We start from the raw sequence: 23,554 nt of genomic DNA, 5'->3' as shown, positions 1-23,554 counted from the left end.
GGCCGTCATCACGGGATAAGTGGTGCTGTTTCAACCCCAGGGCATGATGGGGACGGCACTCACTGCACTCTTGTACGAACCATCCACCAACTTGGTGCTGTAAGTCAGATAGACAAGGGCATTGCGCTTCTCGTCGTAAAAACGCACCACCTTCTGCTCCTTGAACACCAGCGAGGTGCTGACGTCGAACACCTCTTCCCCCGCCTTCAGCTTGGCGGGCAGGGTGATGGGGCCGATCTGGTGGCATGAGAGGGAGGCGTGGGAGGGATCTTCCGCCAGCCCGAGTCCGCCCTTGACGCCGCCGGTCTTGGGGCGGGCCAGATAGCAGGCGACACCGGCGATTTTAGGGTCGTCGAACGCCTCCACCAGGATCTTGTGGTTGGGGCCGAGCAGCTTGAAGGCGGTGCTCACCTCGCCGACGGGATCGGCCTTGTCGGCCAGCACCGGGCCGGCCATCAGTGCCCCCAGCAGCAGGGGCAGGGTGCGAGCAAGGGTCTGAAGATGTCTCATGGTCTCTCCTGTTGGCCTCCCTCAGAAAGGGATGCCCAAACGACGATAGAGGCTGGCCAGCACCCAGGCGGGGCCTACCAGCAGAAATTGCAGGTCGGTGAGAAAGGAGGGGCGTTTCCCCTCGATATGGTGACCGACGAACTGGGCTATCCAGAACAGCACGAACCCGATAAGGGCAGGCCACAGCAGCGGCCCCTGCCAGACGTGGCAGAAGGCCAGCCCCAGGGCGGTCAGGGCCGTCATCCCCGTAAAGATCGTCAACGACAGCCGCAGGTAGAAGACCAGCACCGGGATGGCCGCCAGCTCCGCCCAGTTGAGGGACGCTGGCAGGGGACCAGCGGGCAGGCACCAGAGCAGTGCCAGGATGCAGAGGTAGATGCCTGGCACCGCCACCTTGTGGATGGCCACATTGACGGGGTGTTGATGGCTCTGGCCGTAGTCGCGAAACCAGTCATCCAGTCGTTTCATGGCACCTCCCTGGTGCGCGTATTGAGGCCGGGCGACCTCGCGTTCCTGTGCGTCTGCGGCGGGCTGCGCCCACCGGATGGGATGACCCGCGGCTGATCACGCTCCCGGCGGCGGATATTCCCAACGCCGGGATACCGTGTCCGTTTATGCTCGCAGCGGTGGATATTCTCAACGCCGGATATCGTGTCCGTTTACTCCTGCGACGGTGGATATTCCCAATATTGGGCCGGAATGCTTTTGAGCAAGGGGGTCATGTCGGGATTGGGCAGGGCGATGGTGACTCTCTGCTCCAGATTCGCGCTGGCCAGGGCCTCGCGGATCTTGGGGTTCTCCCGAAAGAACGCCATGAAGCTGCCGTCGGCATAGGCACGCTCGAGGCCGGTCTGGATCGCCTTGGCCAGCTTCGGCGACTCCGGGCTGACGAAGAAGAACTCGGCGAAGGGGTAGCGGATCAGCAGGTGCTGATCGATCACCAGGTTGGGATATTGTGCCGCCAGCTCGCTGCGTTCGGCGAAGATTTCCACCAGACCACGGGGGAAGAAGTCCAGCTTGTCGCCGTCATTCATCAGGCGAAACAGGTTGCTGTAGCGCCCGGCATAGGTGGGAATGCCTGCCAGTTCCAGGATCTTGTTGTCGGCCCAGCCCACCCCCTGTGCGGCTTTCAGTTTCTTGAGGTCTGCCAGGGTGTTGATCTGGTTGAACCGCTCCTGGGCATCGGCGTGAATGAAGGAGAGGCGCAGCCCTTCCAGGCCACGAAACAGCGGGATTGGCACTGCGGTGAGGGAGGATTCCAGCGCGCTGGAGGTACCCATCCAGAACACATTGATGACCTTGCCCTTGGCAAGCGCCTGCTGGAGGCTGTACTGGTTGAGATTGAGGTCGACCCGCTCCAGCTTGTAGGGCTGCCCGGCGTGGTTGAGCGCCAGTTCCAGCAGCTTGAGCTGGTATTCGTTGTCGAGATCGTTGATCGGTCGGCTGGGGACCTTGACGGTGAGCGTCTGTGCTTGTGCCAGCAATGGCAGGCACAAGCACAGCCTGATGAGCCATTTCACGCTTTGATCTCCTGTAGGATCCGGGACTTGCCCGGAGTCTAACAGAAGTTGTCACGCTCTTGCTGTGAAAGGGGCCGGGGATCACCCGGCCGCGTCATCTTCGGGCATGGCCTGCCCTGTGCCCGGCTCGTACCGAGGCCGGGCTTGTTCGCCGCATCAGGCGACGCGACGGAACACGTGAGTGTCGTTGAATTCCTTGGTGCTCTGGCATTCAACACAGAAGCGGGACTCGGGACGGGCCTGCAGCCGCTTGAGAGAGATCTCGTCGCCACAGGATTCGCAATAGCCGAAATCCCCTTCATTGATCCGCTTCAACGCCCCTTTCAGCTTGCGCAGGTGCAACTTGTCGTGCTCGATGCGGTTCAGCTCCAGGCGACGGGCCTCCTCGACACTGGCACGGTCAATTTCATCCGCCATCTCGTTGGTATCGGTGGCGATAGCCTGGCTGGCCTGGGAGTTGAGACGTTCTTCGAGCTCAAGGATTTGTCGCTCGATCTGGCCTTTGTAGAAGGTCAGTTGGTCTTCTGTCATGAAATCACACATACGGTTTGCTACCAGTCAGTTTCCCAATGTTACCCATTGATGGGGGCTGTCTGTCGTCAGACCAAGCCCTTGTATCCCGTTTTGCACCAAATCCATGCAGGAGAGTGCAAATCAGGGCGGGCCTTGTACCAAAAAAATGCAGACATGCAAAGGAAATTGGATAAGGAGTGTGCGCCCTTGCAAAGAAATGGGCCTTCTCCGACAGGGTCTGACTGAGTATCGAACGAGATCCCGCCGCCGTTGGCATCGAGCTTGCAGTGGGCTGATCGTGACACAAAGTGTTTAGTATTTGGTGCCGAGCTGGTCATTATACAGGCCGTTGTTTATAGTTTTTTAAACACCGCTGCTTGACAAAGGCCTTTATCACGGGCTTTTATGGTGTGGTCGATTACATTTTCTTAACAAGGGTGTTCCTTATATTAGACACCCTTGACAATGGCAACCGTAAAGTCGGGGTTTAACATGGACAGTATCAAGGGCTGGATGGAGAGCAATCGCATCACGGAAGTGGAGTGCCTGTTTCCGGATTTCACCGGCAATGCCCGAGGCAAGATCATTCCAGCCAACAAGTTTCTGCGCGAAGGGGGCATGCGGCTGCCCGAGGTCATCTTCACCCAGACGGTGACCGGCGAGTACCCGGATGACGACAGCATGATAGACCCGCTGGAGCGGGACATGCAGCTCTATCCCGATCCCAACACCATTCGTTTCGTACCCTGGGCGCTGGAGCCCACCGCCCAGGTGATCCACGACTGCTTTGACGTCAACGGCAAGCTCATCGACATCGCTCCCCGCTCCGTGCTGCGCCGGGTTCTGTCATTCTACGAGAAGCAGGGCTGGAAGCCGGTGGTGGCGCCGGAGCTGGAGTTCTACCTGGTGACCCGCAACGAAGATCCCGACTATCCGTTGGTGCCGCCGGTGGGCCGCAACGGCCGCCCGGAAACGGCCCGCCAGTCGTTCAGCATCGATGCGGTGAACGAATTCGACCCCATCTTCGAGGACATGTACGACTACTGCGAGGCCCAGGAGCTTGAGGTGGACACCCTGATCCATGAATCCGGCGCCGCCCAGATGGAGATCAACTTCCTGCACGGGGATGCCATCGATCTCGCCGACCAGGTGTTTCTGTTCAAGCGCACCATGCGCGAGGCCGCTCATCGCCACGGCATCTATGCCACCTTCATGGCCAAGCCCATGAGCAACGAACCGGGTTCCGCCATGCACATCCACCAGAGCCTGGAAGACATGGATGGCAACAACCTGTTTGGTACCAGCGAAGGGGGCAACTCCGATCTGTTCATGCATTTCATCGCCGGCCTGCAGAAATACACCCCGGCAGTGACCGCCCTGCTGGCGCCGAACGTCAACTCCTACCGCCGCCTCACCTTTGGCGAGAGTGCGCCGCGCAACGTGCAGTGGGGTGTGGAAAACCGCACCTGCGGCCTGCGGGTCCCCTTCTCCGAACCGAGCGCACGTCGGGTCGAGAACCGCTTCGCCGGGGCCGATGCCAACCCGTATCTGGCCCTGGCCGCCACCCTGGCCTGCGGCTACCTCGGCATGCTGGAGAAGCTCGAACCCATGCAGGAGATGAAGGCGAGTGCTTATGACCTGCCCTACAGCCTGCCCCGCTCGCTGGAGGAATCGCTGAGCCACCTGGAGCAGTGTGAACCCATCAAGGACATGCTGGGGGAGCGCTTCATCCGCGCCTTCGTGGCCGTCAAGCGCAAGGAGTACGAGACCTACTTCGGCGTGATCAGCCGCTGGGAACGGGAATTCCTGTTGCTGAACGTCTGATCTGTCCCCGGGGGAGGCGAGGCCTCTCCCCGTCATATCGCAAGCAAGGTGCCGAAGGCCCGTCTCGCGGCGGCGCCCGCGACCCGGAAGGCACCGAGTATAGGTGAGGCCCGCTCTCGCAATGGAGAGGGGCGTCACCTGCAATCAACTGGCGACGATGTTCGCCCCATGGAAAGGCATCGAGCAGGCAAGAGAGTGCCAGCCCCGTGAATGGCAGTGACCGGGCAGGCCACCCGTGCCCTCATGAATGGCGACAAGATTCGCCGAATCGAAGGAACCGAGGAGCAAGCAATGCAGCACACCACCCGTGAGTGGCAGCAACTGGAAGCCAGCCATCATCTGCATCCGTTTACCGATTTTCAGGCCCTGAACAAGAAGGGCAGTCGCATCATCACCAAGGCCGAAGGCGTCTATCTGGAAGACTCCGAAGGCAAGCGCATTCTGGACGGGATGGCGGGTCTGTGGTGCGTCAACATGGGCTACGGCCGTCAGGAGCTGGTGGATGCCGCCACCCGCCAGATGCAGCAACTGCCCTACTACAACCTCTTCTTCCAGACCAGCCACCCCCCTGCTGCCGAGCTGGCCACCCTGCTCGCCGAGATCACGCCTTCCCACCTCAACCACGTCTTCTTCACCGGCTCGGGTTCCGAGTGCAACGACACCGTGCTGCGCATGGTGCGCCACTACTGGGCCAGCAAGGGACAACCTGACAAGCAGGTGATCATCAGCCGCCACAATGCCTATCACGGCTCCACCGTGGCGGGGGCCAGTCTGGGGGGCATGAAGGGGATGCACGCCCAGGGCGGCTTGCCCATTCCGGGCATAGTCCACATCGACCAGCCCTATCACTTCGGTGAGGGAGAGGGCATGAGCGCCCACGAGTTCGGTCTGGCCCGTGCCCGCCAGCTGGAAGAGAAGATCCTGGCACTGGGGGTGGACAAGGTGGCCGCCTTCATCGGCGAGCCTATCCAGGGTGCGGGGGGGGTCATCATTCCCCCCGAGAGCTACTGGCCCGAGATCCAGCGCATCTGCGACCAGTACGGCATCCTGCTTATCGCCGACGAGGTGATCTGCGGCTTTGGCCGCACCGGTCACTGGTTTGCCAGTGAAGGTTTTGGCATCAAACCCGACCTCATGTGCCTGGCCAAGGGCATTACCTCCGGCTATCTGCCGATGGGCGCCGTGATGGTGGGGGACAGGGTTGCCAGGGTGCTGGTGGAAGAGGGGGGGGAGTTCAACCATGGCTTCACCTATTCCGGCCATCCGGTCGCCTGCGCCGTGGCCATTGCCAACATCCAGCTTATGCAAAGGGAGAGCATAGTTAAGCGAGTTCATGATAGTATCGGCCCCTATTTGCAGCGCCGCTGGGCTGAGCTGGCGGACCATCCGCTGGTGGGGGAAACCCGTGGAAAAGGCCTGGTCGCCGCGCTGGAAATAGTGCAGGACAAGCAGACGAAACGTCGCTTCCCGGCCGAGCTCCATGCCGGGATGACCTGTCGGGAGTTCTGTTTTAACAATGGCTTGGTGATGAGGGCTGTCGGCGATACCATGATCATATCGCCCCCCTTGGTGATCACCGAGGAACAGGTGGATGAATTGGTCAAACTGGCCAGGCTCAGTCTGGACCTGACGGCTGCAAAGCTGCGGGAATAGGCGGGAACCGGGCAGGTTGGCTTACGCATACAATTTGCTTAGGAGACAAGGACTATGTCTTTTAAAAAGGGAATGATGGCTGCTTCCGTGGCGCTGGTCATGATGAGTACCGGGGCGATGGCCGACGAGAAGGTGCTGCACGTCTACAACTGGAGCGACTACATCGCGCCGGATACGCTGGAAAACTTCCAGAAGGAGACGGGCATTAAGGTGGTCTACGACGTGTTCGACAGCAACGAAGTGCTGGAAGCCAAGTTGCTGGCAGGCAAGTCGGGCTATGACATCGTCGTACCGTCCAACCCCTTCCTGGCCAAGCAGATCAAGGCAGGTGTCTTCCAGAAGCTGGACAAGTCCAAACTCTCCAACTGGCAGAACCTGGACGTCGACCTGCTCAAGGCGCTCGAACCGAGCGATCCGGGCAACCAATACTCCATCCCTTACCTGTGGGGCACCATCGGCTATGCCTACAACGCCGAGAAGGTGAAGGCCGTGCTGGGGGCCGATGCCCCGGTGGACTCCTGGGATCTGGTGTTCAAGCCGGAGAACATGGCCAAGCTGAAGGAGTGCGGTGTCTCCTTCCTCGACTCGCCGACCGAAATGCTGCCGGCCGCCCTGCAATACCTGGGCTTCAAGCCGGACAGCCAGAAGCCGGACGAGCTGAAGAAGGCAGAGGCGTTGTTCCTCTCCATCCGTCCCTATACCGCTTACTTCCACTCCTCCAAGTACATTTCGGATCTGGCCAACGGCAACCTGTGCGTGGCAGTGGGTTACTCCGGTGACCTGCAGCAGTCCAAGGCGCGTGCCGCCGAGGCCAAGAACGGTGTCAGCCTGACTTACACCATTCCGAAAGAGGGGGCAGGCAGCTTCTTCGACATGATCGCCATCCCGGCGGATGCCAAGAACGTCGAGGCGGCCCACACCTTCATCAATTACCTGATGAAGCCGGACGTGATCGCGAACATCACCAACGTGGTGCAGTTCCCGAACGGCAACAAGGCGGCCACGCCGCTGGTGGACGAGGCGATCCGTACCGACCCGGGTATCTACCCGACGCCGGATACCCTCAAGAAGATCTACACCTTCCCGGATCTGCCGGCCAAGGTGCAGCGTCTGATGACCCGCAGCTGGACCAAGATCAAGTCAGGCAAGTAAGAGTGACGAGTACCCCTCCCGGTCCGCAGTTCGGCCGGGAGGGTGGTGACCACCCGACAGGTTGGACGGCGCGTATGGATGCGCGACTGGCAAAATCACACAAATGAGGACTGATAAGTGCACATGACCAAGATGGCAACGCTGGCCCTGACCCTGGGGTTTGCAAATCTGACCCAGGCAGCCCCTGTGGTTCATTTTTACAACTGGTCCGATTATATCGGCGAGACCACCCTCAGTGACTTTCAGCAGAAGACCGGGATCAAGACCGTCTACGACGTGTTTGACTCCAACGAGACGCTGGAAGGCAAGCTGCTGACCGGACGCACCGGCTACGATCTGGTCGTGCCCTCCAACAATTTCCTGGCCAAGCAGATCAAGGCGGGGGCCTTCCAGAAGCTGGACCTCACCCTGCTGCCAAACCTGAGCAACCTGGACCCCATGCTGCTCAAGCAGCTCGAGAAGGTGGATCCGGGCCATCAGTACGCCGTGCCCTACCTCTGGGGCACCAACGGCATCGGCTACAACGTCGACAAGATCAAGGAAGTGCTGGGTGTCGACAAGATTGACTCCTGGGCGACCATCTTCGAGCCGGAAAACATGAAGAAGCTCTCCCAGTGCGGCGTGGCCTTCCTCGATTCGGCGGACGAGATGATCCCGGCTGCCCTCAACTACTTGGGGCTCAACCCCAACAGCCATGAGCCGGCGGATATCAAGCGGGCCGAAGAGCAGCTGCTCAAGGTGCGCCCCTACGTGGCCTACTTCCACTCCTCCAAGTACATCGGTGACCTCGCCAACGGCAACATCTGCGTGGCGGCGGGTTTCTCCGGCGACATCCTGCAGGCGGCGTCCCGGGCCGAGGAGGCGGGCAAGGGGATCAATATTGCCTACAGCATCCCCAAGGAGGGTGGCAATCTCTGGTTCGACATGATGGCGATCCCGGCCGATGCCACCAACGTGAAAGAGGCTCACGCCTTGATCAACTACATTCTCGAACCGCAGGTCATCGCCAAGGTGAGCGACTATGTGGGTTACGCGAACCCGAACATCAAGGCGGGAGAGTTCATGGACAAGGCCGTGCGCGAGGACGAGTCTGTCTATCCCCCCCAGGCGGTGCTTGAGCGTCTGTATGTGCAGGAAGCACATCCCCGCTCGGTGCAGCGCCTGATCACCCGGAGTTGGACCAAGATCAAATCCGGAACCTAACCTTGGCGCCCATCCCGGGGCGCCAGATTGTATTGATGGATCGGCCCAGGCCGGAATCACCTTTGGGAGTTTGGTAATGGCGATAGCCTCCAGTGCCTACAAGAAAGCCCTCGAGGGCAGCCAGCAGCGTAAAGAAGTGCTGGTCAAAATAGACAGGGTAAGCAAGCAGTTCGACGAAACGCTGGCGGTCGACAACGTGTCTCTCAACATCCACAAGGGCGAGATCTTCGCCCTGCTGGGTGGGTCCGGCTCCGGCAAGTCCACCTTGCTGCGGATGCTGGCCGGGTTCGAGCGACCCACGGAAGGACGGCTGTTCCTCGACGGCGTCGACATTACCGACATGCCGCCCTATGAACGCCCCATCAACATGATGTTCCAGTCCTATGCCCTGTTCCCCCACATGACGGTGGCCCAGAACATCGCCTTCGGCCTCAAGCAGGATGGCCTGCCCAAGGCGGAGATCGATGCCCGGGTGGAAGAGATGCTCAAGCTGGTGCAGATGACCCAGTACGCCCGCCGCAAGCCGCACCAGCTCTCCGGTGGTCAGCGTCAGCGGGTGGCGCTGGCTCGTTCCCTGGCCAAGCGTCCCAAGCTGCTGCTGCTGGATGAGCCCATGGGGGCGCTCGACAAGAAGCTGCGCTCCACCATGCAGCTCGAGCTGGTCGAGATCATCGAGCGGGTGGGCGTGACCTGCGTCATGGTGACCCACGATCAGGAAGAAGCCATGACCATGGCCGAGCGGATCGCCATCATGCACCTCGGTTGCATCGAGCAGATCGGCAGCCCGATGGACATCTACGAGACCCCGGCCAGTCGGCTGGTGTGCGAGTTCATCGGCAACGTCAACCTGTTTGACGGCCTGCTGGTGGAGGATGAGCAGGACCACGCCATCATCGCCTGTGCGGATCTGGAGCAGCCCATCTATGTGGGTCACGGCATCAGCTCCCGGGCGGAGAACAAGAAGGTCACCTATGCCCTGCGTCCGGAAAAACTGCTGATGAGCCTGCAAAAGCCGGAAGAGATCGAGCATCCGGACTTCAACTGGACCAAGGGCGAGGTTTATGACATCGCCTATCTGGGCGGCCATTCCGTGTATCACATCCAGTTGCCCTCGGGCAAAATCGTTCAGGCTTTCATCGCCAATGCCGAACGCCACGGCAAACGGCCGACCTGGGATGACCAGGTGTTCCTCTACTGGGAAGATGACAGCGGCGTGGTGCTGCAATCATGAAGGCATTGAGACGACTCAAACAGGTGGGAGGGCGGCAGCTGGTCATCGGTATCCCCTTCTTCTGGCTGTTCCTCTTCTTCCTGCTGCCCTTCATCATCGTCGTGAAGATCAGCTTCGCCGAAGCGGACGTGGCCATCCCGCCCTACACGGACGTGGTGAGCTGGGCAGACAATCAGCTCACCATACTGCTCAACCTGGGCAACTACCTGCTGCTGCAGGAGGATGAGCTCTATATCGCGGCTTATCTGGGGTCCCTCAAGATAGCCCTGGTCAGCACCCTGCTCTGCCTGTTGATCGGTTATCCCATGGCTTACGCCATTTCGCGGGCCAACAAGGAGACCCAGACCGTTCTGCTGCTGCTCATCATGATGCCGACCTGGACGGCGATCCTGATCCGGGTATACGCCTGGATGGGGATCCTCAGCAACAACGGCCTGCTCAACAGTGTCCTGCTGGGCATCGGGGTGATCGACGAACCGCTGCAGATCCTCAATACCAACCTGGCGGTCTATATCGGCATCGTTTACTCCTACCTGCCGTTCATGGTGCTGCCGCTTTATGCCAACCTGGTCAAGCACGACCAGAGCCTGCTGGAGGCGGCCTCCGATCTGGGTGCCCGCAACCTGACCCGGTTCTGGCAGATCACGGTGCCACTCTCCAAGAACGGCATCATCGCCGGTTGCATGCTGGTCTTCATCCCGGTGGTGGGCGAGTTCGTCATCCCCGAGATGCTGGGTGGCCCGGAGACCCTGATGATCGGCAAGGTGTTGTGGCAGGAGTTCTTCAACAACCGTGACTGGCCGGTGGCCTCCGCCCTGGCGGTGGTGATGCTGGCGGTGCTGATCATTCCCATCATCCTGTTCAACCGCAACCAGGCCAAAGAGCTGGAGGGCAAGGCATGAGACGTTTCGGTTTTGCCAAGCTGATGCTGTGGCTGGGGCTGCTGTTCATCTACCTGCCCATGATCATCATGGTCATCTACTCCTTCAACGCCTCCAAGCTGGTGACGGTGTGGGGAGGCTGGTCGCTCAAGTGGTACTTCGGCCTGCTCGACAACAAACAGTTGATCGGGTCCGTGTTCCGCTCCCTGGAGATCGCCTTCTACACCGCCATCGCGGCGGTGGCGCTGGGGACGGTGGCGGCCTTCGTGCTGACCCGGATCCCTCACTTCCGTGGCCGGACCCTGTTCGGCGGCATGGTGACGGCGCCGCTGGTGATGCCCGAGGTGATCACCGGTCTCTCCCTGCTGCTGTTGTTCGTGGCCATGGCCCAGCTGGTGGGTTGGCCCGCGGAGCGGGGCATGCTGACCATCTGGATAGCACATACCACCTTCTGTACCGCCTATGTGGCGATCGTGGTGTCGGCGCGGCTGCGGGAGCTGGATCTCTCCATCGAGGAGGCGGCCATGGACCTGGGTGCCAAGCCCTGGAAGGTGTTCTTCCTGATCACCATCCCGATGATCGCCCCGTCGCTGGCGGCGGGTGGCATGATGTCGTTCGCCCTGTCGCTGGATGATCTGGTGCTGGCGAGCTTCGTCTCCGGCCCGGGTTCGACCACCTTGCCGATGGAAGTGTTCTCGGCGGTGCGCCTCGGCGTGAAGCCCGAGATCAACGCCATCGCGAGCCTGATCCTGCTGTCGGTATCCCTGTTCACCTTCGGTAGCTGGTATCTGATGGCCCGGGCGGAGAAACGCCGCCGTGCCGAAATCGCCATGACCACCCAGATGCAGGCAGTTGCCTGACCTGCCCCGTGATAAGATCCGCATTCCCCCATCCGTCAGGAGAATGGAATGCGGATCTCCCTCTTCATCGGCCAGAGTGCCGAACTGAACCCAGAGCAGGCCCCCGGCCTCATCAGTGCCATCCACAAGCAGCCTGCCGACGCCCCTCTGTGGTGCGATTTCCTCGGCCTTCGCGGGGATGAGCAGAGCGACGGACGCCATCATGGCGGCCCGGATCGGGCCCTGCACCATTACCCTGCGGAGCACTACGCCTGGTGGAAAACCTGGCAAACCGCGCTGGGACTGCCTGTACCGCGCACACCCTGGCAGCCTGCCGCCTTTGGCGAGAATCTCTCTGGTTCGGGGCTGACGGAGGTGCAGGCTTGCATCGGCGATGTCTATCGACTTGGAGAGGCGCTGATCCAGATAAGCCAGCCCAGATCCCCCTGTTTCAAGCTCAACCAGCGCTTTGGCTATGGCCAGCTCTCCCAGGTGATGCAGCTGAGTGGTCGCTGTGGCTGGCTGCTGCGGGTGCTGGAAGAGGGAAGGGTGGATCCGCAGGGGGAGCTGACACTGGTGGACAGACCCTACCCTGAGCTGACGGTGAAGCGCACCGCCGACATCCTGTTCAACCAGGCCCGCAACGAGGAAGAGCTGCAACTGCTGCTGGAGAACCCGGCGCTCTCTCCCAACTGGCGCCAGCATGCGGCTCATTGGCTGGAACATGGAGTGGTGGCGGATTGGAGCCGGCGTTTGCTGGGGCCGACCGAGTTCAGGTTGCCTCGACAGGACTGAAGGCAGGCGGAAAGATACCTTGTGGGCGATTTTTCCTGCTACTCGCTGAATTATTGAGCGTAAAGCCATTTTTTTAGAGTGAATGCAAAAAAAGGCTTGTGTCGGGTCGGGGCTTTCGGTAAATTCTCGCCCCGCAGACATCGGTGTGTAGCGCAGCTTGGTAGCGCACTTCGTTCGGGACGAAGGGGTCGGAGGTTCGAATCCTCTCACACCGACCACATTTGAAAAGGCCGCTCAATGAGCGGCCTTTTCGCATTTGGTCTGTTGAAGCAAAGCTGACATTTCCATTGTCGATTGCTGCAGCTGCTGCTCCGATCTTCCTCATTTGCCCAACTAAAAGGGCCACCGCTCGGTGGCCCCACTGGTGGAGTCTGATCCTGACTCCGGCACTCTAGATTGTGACAATCTCGTTGTGGGTCTTGTCGATGGTGCCCTCCTTGCGCCCCAGGCGCTCATTCAGATATGCCAGTGTTGATGCCGCAATGCCTTGAAACCGTGTTGGGTTTGCAGGGCCGCATGCTTGGGGTACTCACTAATGAAATGTGCTATTCCCTCCATCAGTTGTGAACGCAGCGAAGACACGGGCTCATGCCAGGCTTGCAGGCAGAGATGACCAGGGATCAGCTGCTCTCGATACGCTTCCAGCAGCGATTCCGGCCAGGGCTCGATATGGGAATCGTGACGCAGTAAATAGTGGGCGGCGGGTTCACGGGCATAGATGAACTGAACTTGGGCCAGGTCGCGTTGGCTTAGCGTTTGGCTGCCGATATGGCAAGTCAGATATTTTCCCGTCTTCAGATTCAGGAAGTGACCGCGTTGCCGACAGGCAATGATGCGATACCAGGGCAGGGGTGAACAGAGAGAATACCCCTCCAGCTCCTGTTCCAACCAGTGACGGCACTCTGGGGTCTGCACTTCTTCGCGCATGGCCTCAAGTCGTGTCAGCAAGGCTCTGGATGGTTGGGTAGCCAGTATCGCGCTCATCGTCTGCAATCCTCCCTCTGCACAGAATCCCGACTTTCAGTATGGACCCTGAGCGGAGGAGGGGGTAAGAATTCTAATGATTAAAATCAGCTTAGAAGCGCACTTTTTATGCAATAAAAACCATTAGCCGACGAGGTAGGTCCCCGTGCCGAAGGCGATGTGAGTGCCCTCTTCGTTGTGCAGCTCCATGCGGGCGACTGCGACCTTGCTGCCTGCCCGGATGATGTGGGCGGTGGCGATGAACTCGTTGCCGCGACCGGGACGAAGATAGTCCACCCGCAGATCGATGGTGCCAAGTCGCGAGAAGCGCTCCTTGAGATAGCTGGGGGAGAAGTCCTCCAACTCGTCGATGCAGGAGGCGGCGACTATCATGCCGCCCGCCACATCGAGCAGGCTGGCGGTGACGCCGCCGTGCAGTATGTTGTGGAAAGGGTTGCCGATGAGCTTCTGTTCCATCTTGATGCGCAGCTCCACCTTGTCGAAGTCGTAGTGGGTGACTTGCATGCCGATCAGCTTGTTGAAGGGCATTTTTTCGGCGAACAGGTTGGCTATGCCACTGAGCGCCATCTTCTTGAGCATCTGTTTCATTCCTTGAGTCCGCCCTGTCATCAAAGCCGAGTAAAAACTCCAGCCAGTCTGCAACACTTCCTTAACAGTCGCAATGGCAGGTTTATTGTGGGCGGCGGCTGCTTTAGAATGGCGACCCCAAAGGAGAGCCCATGACCGCCATTGCCGAAACCCTGCCTGACCCCCAGCCAGAGAATCCCCTTGCCCTGCTGCAGGCGGTGTTCGGCTATCAGCAATTTCGGCCGGGCCAGCTCGAAATCATCGAGCAGATCGTGGCGGGGCGCGATGCGCTGGTGCTCAAGCCCACCGGTGGCGGCAAGTCGCTCTGCTACCAGATCCCGGCGTTGCTGCGCCCCGGGCTCGGGGTAGTGGTCTCCCCCCTCATCTCGCTGATGAAGGATCAGGTCGACACCCTGCGCGCCAACGGCGTGGCGGCGGTCTACATCAACTCGGCCCTGAGCCGGGAGGAGATGATCCAGAACTTTGCCGCCATGCGCCGGGGCGAGATCAAGCTGGTTTATGTTTCCCCCGAGCGTTTGCTGCAGCACGAGTTCATGGACCGGTTGGCGGAGCTGCCCCTCGGCCTGTTCGCCATCGACGAGGCCCACTGCGTCTCCCAGTGGGGGCACGATTTTCGGCCGGAATACGCGGCGCTGGGACGGCTCAAGCAGTGGTTCCCCCAGGTGCCCGTGGTGGCGCTCACCGCCACCGCCGACGAGGCGACCCGCAGCGACATGCTGCACCGGCTGGAACTGAACGATCCCTTCATCCACACCGCCAGCTTCGATCGGCCCAATATCCGCTACAGCCTGGTGGAGAAGTTCAAGGCAGCGGAGCAGCTGCTGCGCTACGTGCAGAGCCAGAAGGGCAACTGCGGCATCGTCTACTGCTCCAGCCGCAATCGGGTGGAGGAGGTGGCCGAGCGGCTATCCCGTCACGGCTGCAAGGCGGCACCCTATCATGCCGGTCTGCCGCTGGAGCTGCGTCAGCAGACCCAGGAGGCCTTCCTCAAGGATGACATCGAGATCGTGGTGGCGACGGTGGCGTTCGGCATGGGCATCGACAAGCCCAACGTGCGCTTCGTGGTGCACTACGACATCCCGAAGAACATCGAATCCTACTATCAGGAAACCGGCCGCGCCGGGCGTGACGGCACCCCGGCCGAGGCGCTGCTGCTCTACGATCCTGCCGATATCGGCCGGGTGCGCCGGCTGCTCGACAACATCGAAAACCCCCAGCAGTTGCAGGTGGAGCAGTACAAGCTCAACGTGATGGCGGCCTTCGCCGAGGCGCAGACCTGCCGCCGTCAGGTGCTGCTCAACTACTTCGGCGAGTACAACGACAAGCCGTGCGGCAACTGCGACATCTGCCTCGATCCGCCCCAGAGTTATGACGGCACCGAAGATGCCCAGAAAGCGCTCTCCTGCGTCTGGCGGGTGGGACAGAATTTCGGGGTGGGTTATGTGGTGGAGGTGCTGCGCGGATCGCTGAACCAGCGCATCAAGGATCACGGTCACGACAAGCTGTCGACCTACGGCATCGGCAAGGATCAGAGCCACGAATACTGGATGAGCGTCATCCGCCAGCTGATCCACAAGGGGTTGCTGACCCAGAACATCACCCGCAATCTGGTGTTGCAGCTGACCGAAGCGGCTCGACCCGTGCTGCGTGGCGAGATGAAGCTTGAACTGGCAGTCCCCCGCCTGCAGCCCATCTCCAGTCGCAAGGAGAAGCGCAACGGCCTGCTCGACAACGCCAACTATGACAAGCGGCTGTTCAAGGAGCTGCGCGCCCTGCGCAAGCAGATCGCCGAGGATGAAGAGGTGCCGCCCTATGTGGTGTTCAACGACGCCACCCTGGTTGAGATGGCACAGCTCATGCCGATGACCGAGGAGGAAATGCTGGCGGTCAACGGTGTCGGTCACCGCAAGCTGGAGCGCTTCGGTGAGGCCTTTATGGACCTGATCATCGACTACTGCCGCCGGTAGGGTCGGCCCAGGTAGACCTTGTCATCGACCGCTGCAGGCCCAGGCCGGTAGGCTGGCACAACAAGTAGGCTGGCACAACAAACAGTGGAAAGGCGCCCGTTGGTCGGCGCCATGCATTATTTCAGGCTGGCGTAATAGGCTGCCAGATTCTCCATGTCCGCCTCGGTCAGCATCGCCATGAAGGGAACCATCAGCGGCTCGGTACGGGAACCCTCCTTGAACGCTTTCATCTGCTTGAGCAAATAGGCCTGGTTCTGGCCCGCGAGGTGGGGGTAGGTCGGGACGCTCGCCTTGCCATCCGCGCCATGACAGGCGGCACAGACCACGGATTTGGCCTTGCCTGCGTCTATGTCGGCCGCCTTGGCCTGATGGCCCCAGGCAAGCGCCAGCAGGGGCAGGGTATAGACCCACTTTGGCATCGTCTTCTCCTTGAAATGAATAATCGTGATCGCCTGTTAGCCTCGACGAGCCGACGGCGGTATAAAGAGTGACACGAGCATACGCAGGGACAACCTCCATCACCATGAAGTTGATCAACACTTTTGCCACCGAACTCCCTTGGGCTTGCGAGCCCGTTGCCCCGCAGCCGCTGCATGGCCCCAGATTGCTGCATCTGAACCGTGCGCTGCTTGGTGAGCTGGGGCTCGGGGAGGTGAGCGAGGCGCAGTGGCTCGCTTGTTGCGGCCAGGGGCAGCCCCTGCCGGGCATGCAGCCGGTGGCCCAGGTCTATGCGGGCCACCAGTTCGGTGGTTACAGCCCGCGCCTCGGGGATGGCCGCGCTCTGCTGCTGGGGGAGCAGCTGGCGCCTGATGCCAGCCGCTGGGACCTGCACCTCAAAGGGGCGGGCAAGACGCCATTCTCCCGCTTCGGCGACGGCCGTGCCGTGCTGCGATCCAGCATTCGCGAGTACCTGGCTTCCGAGGCGCTGCATGCCCTCGGCATTCCCACCACCCGGGCTCTGGTGCTGCTGGGCAGTGACGAGCCTGTCTACCGGGAGCAGGTGGAGAGCGGGGCGACCGTGCTGCGCACCGCGCCGAGCCATCTGCGCTTCGGTCATTTCGAGTATTTCGCCTGGAGCGGGCAGGGGGAGAAGATCCCCGCCCTCATCGACTATGTGCGGCGTTACCACTTCCCCGAGCTGGCCGATGGCGCCGAGCTGTTTGCCGAAGTAGTGCGCCGCACCGCGCGGCTCATCGCCAAGTGGCAGGCGGCGGGGTTCTGTCACGGGGTGATGAACACCGACAACATGTCCCTGCTCGGGCTGACCCTGGATTACGGCCCCTACGGTTTCATCGAGGCCTATGTGCCGGACTTCGTCTGCAACCACTCGGATCCGGATGGTCGCTATGCGCTGGATCAGCAGCCTGCGGTCGGATACTGGAACCTGCAGAAGCTGGCACAGGCGCTGGCCGGCCATGTGGATGGCGACGCGCTCGCGTCGGCCCTGGCCCAGTACGAGCACCAGCTGATGTTGCACTACTCCGAGCTGATGCGCGCCAAGCTGGGGCTGGCGGTGTGGGAAGAGGAGGATCCGGCGCTGTTCCGCGAGTTGTTCCGGCTGCTGGCGGCGCACAAGGTGGATTACCACCTCTTCCTGCGACGTCTCGGTGAGGTGACGCGAGAGGGAGCGTGGCCCGCCAGCCTGCTGGCCCTGTTGCCGGATCCTGCCGTCTGGCAGGGGTGGCTTGAGGTCTATCGGGCACGCCTCGCCCGGGAAGGGAGCGAGGATGGCGTGCGCAAGGGGCAGATGGATGCAGTCAATCCCAAGTATGTGCTGCGCAACGCCCTGGCCCAGCAGGTGATCGAGGCGGCAGAGCAGGGCGACATGGCGCCGTTCGAGCGGCTGTTTGCGGCCCTGCAGCATCCCTATGATGAGCAACCGGCATACGAGGATCTCGCCACTCCGCATCCGGGCTGGTATTGCGGGGGCGAGCTCTCGTGCAGCAGTTGAGGAACCACAGATGAACTGGCGTATCACGCAGACAGACAGGGAAGCCGGGGTGGTGATGCTGACCTGCCCGGGCCTTGACTGGGACAGCTTCCCGACCTTGGCCGAGGCCCTGTTGCAGGAGTGGGAGCTGGCGGCCCTCGAGCGGGAGTGGGGGGCGGATCGCCACAGCTGGCTGCTGGAGTTTGAAGGCAGCCGCTTTCGGCTCGAGTACGAGCATTACAGCGGCTGCTGGCTGGCGGCGGTGCAGCCGGACGACGCGGAGGCGCTGCTCTGGCTGGCTCGGCAGTCCCGGGAGTGAGCTTGGCGTGCGATGCGAGTCAATCCCTTGAGATAACCGCATAAAGATTGAACTATCAATTTTGGGGCGTATAATCTCGCCCCTTGATTATCGCCATGGTGGCGATATGGGTTCCCTAACCCCATTAACCAAAAAGGTCACAATATGAACCTGACTCCGGCTCAGTACCAGACGGCACTGATGCGTCTCTCGTTGTTCCACATCCTGATCATTGCCAGCAGCAACTACCTGGTGCAGCTGCCGATCACCATCTTTGGCTTCCACACCACCTGGGGTGCCTTCAGCTTCCCGTTCATTTTCCTGGCCACCGATCTGACGGTGCGGATCTTCGGCGCCGGCCTGGCGCGCAAGATCATCCAGACCGTGATGCTGCCGGCATTGACCGTGTCCTACGTGCTCTCGGTGCTCTTCTTCGAAGGGAGCTTCCAGGGGGTGGGCAATCTGGCAGAGTTCAATCTCTTTGTTGCCCGGATCGCGTTAGCCAGCTTTATGGCCTATCTGGTGGGCCAGTTCATGGATGTGGTGGTGTTCAACCGCCTGCGCCTGCTGAAAGCCTGGTGGGTGGCACCGGCGGCCTCCACCCTGTTCGGCAATCTGGTGGATACCATCGCCTTCTTCAGCATCGCCTTCTGGCGCAGCACGGATCCCTTCATGGCCGAGCACTGGGTCGAGATCGCGACCGTGGATTACGTATTCAAGTTGCTGATAAGTCTGGGGTTGTTTGTGCCGCTTTACGGTGTGCTGCTGCGCTATCTCAGCCGCAAGCTGGTGGGGGAGGCCGGATTGGCTGACCTGCAAGCTGCTACGCGACAAGCCTGATGAGATTGACCACCCCCATGGGTGGTCAATTTTTTTGCGATCTTCGCAAATAAGGCTTGCACAGTTAAATGAGAATGATTATTGTTACCTTGTTTTCCGGGAAAGACTTCATTTGTTCCAACGTGATGGACTTCTTGTGAAGGCACGACATTGCTCACATTGCTTCCAGTTAAGGGGCCAGTAGTTTACTGGCCCTCTTTTTTTTGCGTCTTTTCCGCCATCAGCGGGCATAAAAAATGGGAGCCAGGGCTCCCATTTTCACTCAGCGTTATTTACTCGATGTCGAGGGCATCGGGGGAGAGGATCACCCCTGTGGTATCGGCATAGAGGTGGTCATCCGGCAGGAAGGTGACGCCGCCGAAGTTGACCGGCAGATCGGTTTCCCCGATATCCTTGCTGTCGGCGCCCACCGGAATGGCCGCCAGGGCCTGAATGCCGATGTCGAGATCTTCCAGGATATCGACCTCACGGACGCAACCGTAGCAGACGATCCCTTCCCACTCATTTTCCGCTGCCGTGGTGGCGATCTCGCTGTCGATCAGGGCACGACGCATGGAGCCGCCACCGTCGATCAACAGCACGCGACCAACGCCGTTCTCCTTGACCAGTTCACGGATAAGACCGTTCGATTCGAAGCATTTGACTGTGGTGATGACGCCGCCGAAAGAGGCGCGGCCGCCGAAGGAGCAGAGCATGGGTTCGAGTACATCCACCATGTCCTGATAGATGTCGCACAGTTCTGAAGTGTTGTATTCCATTGTGTCAGATCCACCGCTGGAAACAGGTGGATCCAGTATAAGGAGTGGGGTTGGCATTTCAACGACTATTCCTTGCCCAGTGGCGGGAAATGCCGTTTTTGCGCGAAAGCGGCCCCGCGTCATGGCAGGAGCCGCAGACGGTCAGCCTCGGGCCCTAGAGCAGGAACAGGGTCGCCAGCCCCAGGAAGATGAAGAAGCCGCCGGTGTCGGTGATGGCGGTGATCATCACGCTGGCCCCCACCGCCGGGTCGCGCCCCAGCCGGCTCATGGTCATGGGGATGATGACCCCCATCAGGGCCGCCACCAGCAGGTTGAGGATCATGGCGAGCGTCATCACGCCCCCCAGCGCCGCATCCTGATAGAGCAGGAAGGTGGCGATGCCCATGATGCCGCCCCACACCAGGCCGTTGATCAGGGCCACCCCCAGCTCGCGCCACAGCAGGAAGGAGACGTTGCCTGTCTGGATGTGCTGCAGCGCCAGCGCCCGCACTATCATGGTGATGGTCTGGTTGCCGGTGTTGCCGCCGATCCCGGCGACGATGGGCATCAGGGCCGCCAGTGCCACCAGCTGGGAGATGGTGTGCTCGAACAGGCCGATCACCCGCGATGCCACGAAGGCGGTGCAGAGGTTGATGGCGAGCCAGGCCCAGCGGGTCTTGACCGCCTTGGAGACGGGGGCGAACACGTCTTCTTCCTCGCTGATCCCCCCCATCCGGCGCAGATCGGTGTCGCTCTCTTCATAGACCAGATCCACCACCTCGGCGACGGTGAGCCGGCCCATCAGCTTGCCCCTGGCATCCACCACGGCGGCGGAGACCAGGTCGTCCCGCTCGAAGGTGCGGGCGGCGGCCTCGTCGTTGTCTTCCGGATCGAAGGTGACCGGATCCTTCTCCATCGCGTCGCTCACCAGGGTCTCGGGCTTGTGCAGCAGCACGGCGGTGAGGGGTAGCTCCCCCTGCAGCCGGTTGCGCCGATCGGTGACAAACAGCTTGTCGGTGTTCTCGGGGATCTGGCCGCGCAGGCGCAGATAGCGCTGGACGGTGGCCAGGGTCACGTCGGGCCGCACCGTGATGAGCTCGAAGTCCATCATGGCGCCGACCGTGTGCTTGCCGTAGCGGATCACCTCCCGCACCTTGTCCCTGTCCACCGGCGCCATGGAGGTGAGCAGCCGCCCCATCAGGTTGCGGGGCAGGTGCTGGCCCAGGTAGATCTGGTCGTCGATGTCGAGGGTGCTCAGGGCGTGCAGGAGTTCTTTGTCGCTCATGCCGCTGATGAGGCTGTCCCACACCGTCTCCGACGCTTCCACCAGGATCTGGCCGTGCTTGTCTGCATCCACTTGCTGCCACAGCACGTGGCGCTCGTCCGGCGGCAGGGACTCCAGCGCATCGGCGATATCGGCGGCGGGCAGGCTGTTGACCAGCCGGGTCAGCTCGCTGGTCTGGTCCCGCAGCTCTGCGTCCTGCTCCCCTTGCGGGTCGAGCAGGCTCTCGGTGAGGGCGTCATCGGCCAGCAGCAGCGTGAGGATGCGGGCTCTGTCGTGTTCACGCTGTTTGGCGCTGTTCTTGGGGGGGAGGGACATGAAGCAGAATTCCTGAATTCGGTGATCCGGCGGACAGTCCCCATAGGATACCAGACTCAAAACAAGAGGTTATGACAGTAAATGCAGAAAAAGAAACGCCACCCGAGGGTGGCGTTGGAATAGATGCAGCGATCAGGCCGAGGCCAGGGCCGCGTCGGCGGCGCCTCCTTGCCCGAACCAGGCAAGCTGGTCCGCCAGGGTCACAACAGATCCCACCATGATGAGGGCCGGGCTCTCGACGCCCACCGCCAGCGCGGGCAACTGATCGAGGGTACCGCGAATGACCCGCTGGCTTGGCTGGGTGCCACGCTCGATCAGCGCCACCGGGGTGTCGCCCCCCTTGCCGTGGGTCAGCAACTGTTCGCGGATGGTGGCGCAGGAGGAGAGTCCCATATAGAACACCAGCGTCTGTTTGTCCTTGGCCAGCAGCGGCCAGTCGAGATCCCGGGCGCCCCCCTTGCCGTGGGCGGTGACGAAACGGACGCTCTGGGCGTGATCGCGGTGGGTCAGCGGAATACCGGCGTAGGCCGCGCAGCCGCTGGCCGCGGTGATGCCGGGTACCACCTGAAAACCGATGCCAGTGCCGACCAGCGTCTCCAGCTCCTCGCCGCCACGGCCGAAGATGAAGGGGTCGCCCCCCTTCAGCCGCACTATCCGTTGCCCCTTCTTTGCCTCCTCCAGCAAGAGCTGGTTGATCCCCTCCTGCGGCACGCAGTGGTTTCCCGCCTGCTTGCCGACGAAGATGCGCTTGGCATCGCGGCGCACCAGCGCCATCACCTCGTCGGAGACCAGTCGGTCATAGACCACCACGTCCGCCTGCTGCATCTGGCGCAGGGCGTGCAGGGTGAGCAGGCCCGGATCGCCGGGGCCGGCTCCCACCAGCACCACTTCGCCAGCGCTCTGGCTCTCGTCGGCAAACAGGCTGTCGGCCAGCTGATTGGCAGAGGCACTATCACCGCGGGCCAGCGCCTGACCGAGCCGGTCGGCTCCGAGCAGCCGCTCCCAGAAGCGACGCCGCTCGCCCATGGAGGCGAAGCGGGCCTTGACCCGATCCCGCAAGCTGCCGGCGAAGGTCGCCACGGCCCCCAGATGTTGCGGCAGCAGGGCCTCGAGTTTTTCCCGCAGCAAGCGGGCCAGCACCGGCGCCTTGCCACCGGAGGAGATGGCCACCATCAGGGGCGAGCGATCGATGATCGACGGCATGATGAAGCTGGAGCGTTTCGGGTCATCCACCACGTTGGCAAAGATCCGCGCCATATTGGCGCTCTGGTAGACCAGGGCATTCACCTCGCGCCGATCGGTGGCGGCTACCACCAGCCACTTGCCCGCCAGTTGTTCCGATGCAAATTCACCGGCGAGCCACTCGATGCTGCCGTTGGCAGCCAGCTCCGTCAGCTCGGGGTCGAGCTCGGGCGCGACCACGGTGAGGTGGGCACCGGCATCCAGCAGCAGGCGCGCCTTGCGCTGTGCTACCTCGCCGCCGCCGACCAGCAGCACGGGTTTGTTGTCGAGTCGGCAAAAGATGGGCAAGTAGTCCATGGGGCCTCCTGATCAGGCGGTTTGGGTCTGGCTGGCAGTGGTGGTGGCGTCGCTCACCGCGACCGGGCGCTCAGCCTTGGGGGTGGCATACCAGTAGCCGAGGCCCATGAAGAGGGCACCGGAGACGGTGTTGCCCAGGGTCACCCACAGCAGGTTGTGGCCGATGCCGCTCAGGGTGTAGGCCTCCGAGTGGGCGCCAAACCAGGAGAGGGCGAACAGGGTCATGTTGGCGACCGAGTGCTCGTAGCCGGAGGCGATGAAGGCGAGCAGGCACCACCAGATGGCGATGAACTTGGCGGCACCCTCGGTGCGCAGCGCCATCCAGATGGCGAGGCAGACCAGCCAGTTGCAGAGGATCCCCTTCATAAACAGGGTCAGCGCCGGTGCCTGGGTCTTGGCCAGCGCCACCTTGTGGGCCAGACTGCCCGCGTCCGGCAGCAGGCTGCCGCCGTAGGAGTAGATCAGCGCCACCAGGATGGAGCCAATCAGGTTGCCCGCCCAGGTCTGCGGCAGGATACGCAGCAGGTCGGCCATGGTGATTTTGCCGGTCTTCACCCCGAAGGTGAGGAACATGGTGTGGCCGGTAAACAGCTCGGAGCCGGCGATGACAACTAAGGTCAGGGCGATGCCGAAGGTGGCCCCCATCACCAGCGGCCGGATGGCGGGATCCACCAGATTGCCGAGGGTGAAGATGAGGATGATGCCAAGGCCCACATAGGCCCCCGCCATGGCGGAGCTGAGCCAGAAGCCGAGCTTGTCGCTGCGCTCGAAGCGGTTGATGCGGGCCGCGTTGGCGGCGCACTTGTTGATGGTTTCGGTATACATCTTTGTTTCCTTCAAGAGGGCCGCCCGCGGCCGGTCACCTGGTGATGTCGACCCTGCACACCAACACCGCCATCGGCGCCATCACCCGGATGCGGGACATGGGGATTGAGCCCTTCCTGCTCTCC

General features: G+C 61.5%; 23 protein-coding genes, 1 tRNA gene and 1 pseudogene. 14 read left to right on the top strand and 11 right to left on the bottom strand.

Annotated features, from left to right (window positions below):
* Positions 1 to 30: 30 nt before the first annotated feature.
* From AB5Y70_RS02045 to AB5Y70_RS02030, 4 genes are all read right to left on the bottom strand, one after another.
* On the bottom strand, positions 31 to 510 hold the full coding sequence (locus AB5Y70_RS02045) for a CreA family protein (protein WP_041214236.1): 480 nt from the start codon (positions 508 to 510) through the stop codon (positions 31 to 33).
* Positions 511 to 531: 21 nt separating this feature from the next.
* Positions 532 to 978, bottom strand: coding sequence for a DUF962 domain-containing protein (locus AB5Y70_RS02040; protein ID WP_043153437.1), 447 nt, complete (start codon positions 976 to 978; stop codon positions 532 to 534).
* Between the two features lie 191 nt (positions 979 to 1,169).
* Positions 1,170 to 2,030 carry a hypothetical protein gene (locus AB5Y70_RS02035; protein WP_010676062.1) on the bottom strand — a complete coding sequence of 287 codons (861 nt, stop codon included), beginning with the start codon at positions 2,028 to 2,030 and terminating at the stop codon, positions 1,170 to 1,172.
* A 156-nt stretch (positions 2,031 to 2,186) separates the two neighbouring features.
* Positions 2,187 to 2,573 carry a TraR/DksA C4-type zinc finger protein gene (locus AB5Y70_RS02030; RefSeq protein ID WP_010676061.1) on the bottom strand — a complete coding sequence of 129 codons (387 nt, stop codon included), beginning with the start codon at positions 2,571 to 2,573 and terminating at the stop codon, positions 2,187 to 2,189.
* A gap of 462 nt (positions 2,574 to 3,035) precedes the next feature.
* Between AB5Y70_RS02030 and AB5Y70_RS02025 the strand changes: the two genes are divergently transcribed.
* The 9 genes from AB5Y70_RS02025 to AB5Y70_RS01985 all read left to right on the top strand — a co-directional run bounded on the left by AB5Y70_RS02025 (position 3,036) and on the right by AB5Y70_RS01985 (position 12,339).
* Entirely contained in the window at positions 3,036 to 4,367 is a 1,332-nt protein-coding gene (locus tag AB5Y70_RS02025) for a glutamine synthetase family protein (RefSeq protein WP_010676060.1), read from the top strand.
* Positions 4,368 to 4,658: 291 nt separating this feature from the next.
* On the top strand, positions 4,659 to 6,020 hold the full coding sequence (locus AB5Y70_RS02020) for an aspartate aminotransferase family protein (RefSeq protein WP_010676059.1): 1,362 nt from the start codon (positions 4,659 to 4,661) through the stop codon (positions 6,018 to 6,020).
* A gap of 54 nt (positions 6,021 to 6,074) precedes the next feature.
* Positions 6,075 to 7,172 (top strand): polyamine ABC transporter substrate-binding protein, encoded by a 1,098-nt coding sequence (locus AB5Y70_RS02015; RefSeq protein ID WP_029314872.1) that lies wholly within the window; start codon positions 6,075 to 6,077, stop codon positions 7,170 to 7,172.
* A gap of 117 nt (positions 7,173 to 7,289) precedes the next feature.
* A complete protein-coding gene (locus tag AB5Y70_RS02010; RefSeq protein ID WP_043153440.1) occupies positions 7,290 to 8,375 on the top strand; it encodes a polyamine ABC transporter substrate-binding protein in 1,086 nt (361 codons plus the stop codon).
* Between the two features lie 76 nt (positions 8,376 to 8,451).
* A complete protein-coding gene (gene potA / locus AB5Y70_RS02005; protein ID WP_010676056.1) occupies positions 8,452 to 9,606 on the top strand; it encodes a polyamine ABC transporter ATP-binding protein in 1,155 nt (384 codons plus the stop codon).
* Positions 9,603 to 10,508 carry an ABC transporter permease subunit gene (locus tag AB5Y70_RS02000; protein WP_010676055.1) on the top strand — a complete coding sequence of 302 codons (906 nt, stop codon included), beginning with the start codon at positions 9,603 to 9,605 and terminating at the stop codon, positions 10,506 to 10,508. The genes potA and AB5Y70_RS02000 overlap by 4 nt, the downstream gene beginning before the upstream one ends.
* Complete coding sequence (locus tag AB5Y70_RS01995; RefSeq protein ID WP_010676054.1) at positions 10,505 to 11,347, top strand: ABC transporter permease subunit; 843 nt, start codon at positions 10,505 to 10,507, stop codon at positions 11,345 to 11,347. Before AB5Y70_RS02000 ends, AB5Y70_RS01995 begins: the two co-directional genes overlap by 4 nt.
* 48 nt (positions 11,348 to 11,395) lie before the next feature.
* The gene (locus AB5Y70_RS01990) at positions 11,396 to 12,121 is read left to right on the top strand and encodes an MOSC domain-containing protein (protein WP_049636069.1); all 726 of its coding nucleotides are present in this window, start codon (positions 11,396 to 11,398) and stop codon (positions 12,119 to 12,121) included.
* A 141-nt stretch (positions 12,122 to 12,262) separates the two neighbouring features.
* Positions 12,263 to 12,339, top strand: a tRNA-Pro gene (locus AB5Y70_RS01985).
* Between the two features lie 238 nt (positions 12,340 to 12,577).
* Here the strand turns inward: AB5Y70_RS01985 and AB5Y70_RS01980 are convergent.
* Positions 12,578 to 13,105, bottom strand: a complete 528-nt coding sequence (locus AB5Y70_RS01980) for a hypothetical protein (protein ID WP_010676052.1) — start codon at positions 13,103 to 13,105, stop codon at positions 12,578 to 12,580.
* Between the two features lie 123 nt (positions 13,106 to 13,228).
* Positions 13,229 to 13,693, bottom strand: a complete 465-nt coding sequence (locus tag AB5Y70_RS01975; RefSeq protein WP_039039661.1) for a thioesterase family protein — start codon at positions 13,691 to 13,693, stop codon at positions 13,229 to 13,231.
* A gap of 131 nt (positions 13,694 to 13,824) precedes the next feature.
* Between AB5Y70_RS01975 and recQ the strand changes: the two genes are divergently transcribed.
* Entirely contained in the window at positions 13,825 to 15,660 is a 1,836-nt protein-coding gene (gene recQ, locus AB5Y70_RS01970) for an ATP-dependent DNA helicase RecQ (protein ID WP_049636068.1), read from the top strand.
* Positions 15,661 to 15,776: 116 nt separating this feature from the next.
* Here recQ and AB5Y70_RS01965 read toward each other — a convergent pair whose 3' ends face one another.
* Positions 15,777 to 16,079, bottom strand: coding sequence for a cytochrome c (locus AB5Y70_RS01965; RefSeq protein WP_043153448.1), 303 nt, complete (start codon positions 16,077 to 16,079; stop codon positions 15,777 to 15,779).
* Positions 16,080 to 16,183: 104 nt separating this feature from the next.
* Here AB5Y70_RS01965 and AB5Y70_RS01960 point away from each other — a divergent pair, with 104 nt between their 5' ends.
* From AB5Y70_RS01960 to AB5Y70_RS01950, 3 genes are all read left to right on the top strand, one after another.
* On the top strand, positions 16,184 to 17,611 hold the full coding sequence (locus tag AB5Y70_RS01960) for a YdiU family protein (RefSeq protein ID WP_049636067.1): 1,428 nt from the start codon (positions 16,184 to 16,186) through the stop codon (positions 17,609 to 17,611).
* Positions 17,612 to 17,621: 10 nt separating this feature from the next.
* The gene (locus tag AB5Y70_RS01955; RefSeq protein WP_041211964.1) at positions 17,622 to 17,909 is read left to right on the top strand and encodes a DUF3630 family protein; all 288 of its coding nucleotides are present in this window, start codon (positions 17,622 to 17,624) and stop codon (positions 17,907 to 17,909) included.
* 144 nt (positions 17,910 to 18,053) lie between these two features.
* Complete coding sequence (locus AB5Y70_RS01950; RefSeq protein ID WP_103261660.1) at positions 18,054 to 18,728, top strand: 7-cyano-7-deazaguanine/7-aminomethyl-7-deazaguanine transporter; 675 nt, start codon at positions 18,054 to 18,056, stop codon at positions 18,726 to 18,728.
* 272 nt (positions 18,729 to 19,000) lie between these two features.
* Here AB5Y70_RS01950 and rraA read toward each other — a convergent pair whose 3' ends face one another.
* The 4 genes from rraA to nirC form a co-directional block, all read right to left on the bottom strand.
* Positions 19,001 to 19,486 (bottom strand): ribonuclease E activity regulator RraA, encoded by a 486-nt coding sequence (gene rraA / locus AB5Y70_RS01945; RefSeq protein ID WP_010676045.1) that lies wholly within the window; start codon positions 19,484 to 19,486, stop codon positions 19,001 to 19,003.
* Between the two features lie 154 nt (positions 19,487 to 19,640).
* Positions 19,641 to 21,065, bottom strand: a complete 1,425-nt coding sequence (mgtE, locus tag AB5Y70_RS01940) for a magnesium transporter (RefSeq protein ID WP_045522860.1) — start codon at positions 21,063 to 21,065, stop codon at positions 19,641 to 19,643.
* A gap of 132 nt (positions 21,066 to 21,197) precedes the next feature.
* Positions 21,198 to 22,604: a siroheme synthase CysG gene (cysG, locus tag AB5Y70_RS01935; protein ID WP_049636065.1), complete on the bottom strand. Its 1,407-nt coding sequence runs from the start codon at positions 22,602 to 22,604 to the stop codon at positions 21,198 to 21,200.
* Between the two features lie 12 nt (positions 22,605 to 22,616).
* A complete protein-coding gene (nirC, locus tag AB5Y70_RS01930; RefSeq protein WP_049636064.1) occupies positions 22,617 to 23,429 on the bottom strand; it encodes a nitrite transporter NirC in 813 nt (270 codons plus the stop codon).
* 32 nt (positions 23,430 to 23,461) lie between these two features.
* On the opposite strand from nirC, the pseudogene AB5Y70_RS01925 reads away from it, so the two are divergent.
* Positions 23,462 to 23,554: pseudogene (locus AB5Y70_RS01925) on the top strand (ATPase, T2SS/T4P/T4SS family); the annotation flags it as partial.

The sequence above is a fragment of the Aeromonas sp. s1(2024) genome, from assembly GCF_040908005.1.
GTDB classification, from domain to species: Bacteria; Pseudomonadota; Gammaproteobacteria; order Enterobacterales; family Aeromonadaceae; genus Aeromonas; species Aeromonas caviae.
Note: the sequence above shows the minus strand (reverse complement) of the source record. Positions and strands in the feature narration are given on the sequence as shown.

Bases quoted from the DNA above. Each gene is read 5' to 3' on its own strand.
- AB5Y70_RS01995 (WP_010676054.1), top strand. From the start codon at position 10,505: ATGAGACGTTTCGGTTTTGCCAAGCTGATGCTGTGGCTGGGGCTGCTG.
- AB5Y70_RS02015 (WP_029314872.1), top strand. From the start codon at position 6,075: ATGTCTTTTAAAAAGGGAATGATGGCTGCTTCCGTGGCGCTGGTCATG.
- AB5Y70_RS02030 (WP_010676061.1), bottom strand. From the start codon at position 2,573: ATGTGTGATTTCATGACAGAAGACCAACTGACCTTCTACAAAGGCCAG.
- mgtE (WP_045522860.1), bottom strand. From the start codon at position 21,065: ATGTCCCTCCCCCCCAAGAACAGCGCCAAACAGCGTGAACACGACAGA.
- AB5Y70_RS02000 (WP_010676055.1), top strand. From the start codon at position 9,603: ATGAAGGCATTGAGACGACTCAAACAGGTGGGAGGGCGGCAGCTGGTC.
- AB5Y70_RS02020 (WP_010676059.1), top strand. From the start codon at position 4,659: ATGCAGCACACCACCCGTGAGTGGCAGCAACTGGAAGCCAGCCATCAT.
- nirC (WP_049636064.1), bottom strand. From the start codon at position 23,429: ATGTATACCGAAACCATCAACAAGTGCGCCGCCAACGCGGCCCGCATC.
- AB5Y70_RS01955 (WP_041211964.1), top strand. From the start codon at position 17,622: ATGAACTGGCGTATCACGCAGACAGACAGGGAAGCCGGGGTGGTGATG.
- AB5Y70_RS01960 (WP_049636067.1), top strand. From the start codon at position 16,184: ATGAAGTTGATCAACACTTTTGCCACCGAACTCCCTTGGGCTTGCGAG.
- AB5Y70_RS01950 (WP_103261660.1), top strand. From the start codon at position 18,054: ATGAACCTGACTCCGGCTCAGTACCAGACGGCACTGATGCGTCTCTCG.
- AB5Y70_RS02025 (WP_010676060.1), top strand. From the start codon at position 3,036: ATGGACAGTATCAAGGGCTGGATGGAGAGCAATCGCATCACGGAAGTG.
- rraA (WP_010676045.1), bottom strand. From the start codon at position 19,486: ATGGAATACAACACTTCAGAACTGTGCGACATCTATCAGGACATGGTG.
- AB5Y70_RS02045 (WP_041214236.1), bottom strand. From the start codon at position 510: ATGAGACATCTTCAGACCCTTGCTCGCACCCTGCCCCTGCTGCTGGGG.
- recQ (WP_049636068.1), top strand. From the start codon at position 13,825: ATGACCGCCATTGCCGAAACCCTGCCTGACCCCCAGCCAGAGAATCCC.
- cysG (WP_049636065.1), bottom strand. From the start codon at position 22,604: ATGGACTACTTGCCCATCTTTTGCCGACTCGACAACAAACCCGTGCTG.
- AB5Y70_RS01965 (WP_043153448.1), bottom strand. From the start codon at position 16,079: ATGCCAAAGTGGGTCTATACCCTGCCCCTGCTGGCGCTTGCCTGGGGC.
- AB5Y70_RS02040 (WP_043153437.1), bottom strand. From the start codon at position 978: ATGAAACGACTGGATGACTGGTTTCGCGACTACGGCCAGAGCCATCAA.
- AB5Y70_RS01980 (WP_010676052.1), bottom strand. From the start codon at position 13,105: ATGAGCGCGATACTGGCTACCCAACCATCCAGAGCCTTGCTGACACGA.
- potA (WP_010676056.1), top strand. From the start codon at position 8,452: ATGGCGATAGCCTCCAGTGCCTACAAGAAAGCCCTCGAGGGCAGCCAG.
- AB5Y70_RS01990 (WP_049636069.1), top strand. From the start codon at position 11,396: ATGCGGATCTCCCTCTTCATCGGCCAGAGTGCCGAACTGAACCCAGAG.
- AB5Y70_RS01975 (WP_039039661.1), bottom strand. From the start codon at position 13,693: ATGAAACAGATGCTCAAGAAGATGGCGCTCAGTGGCATAGCCAACCTG.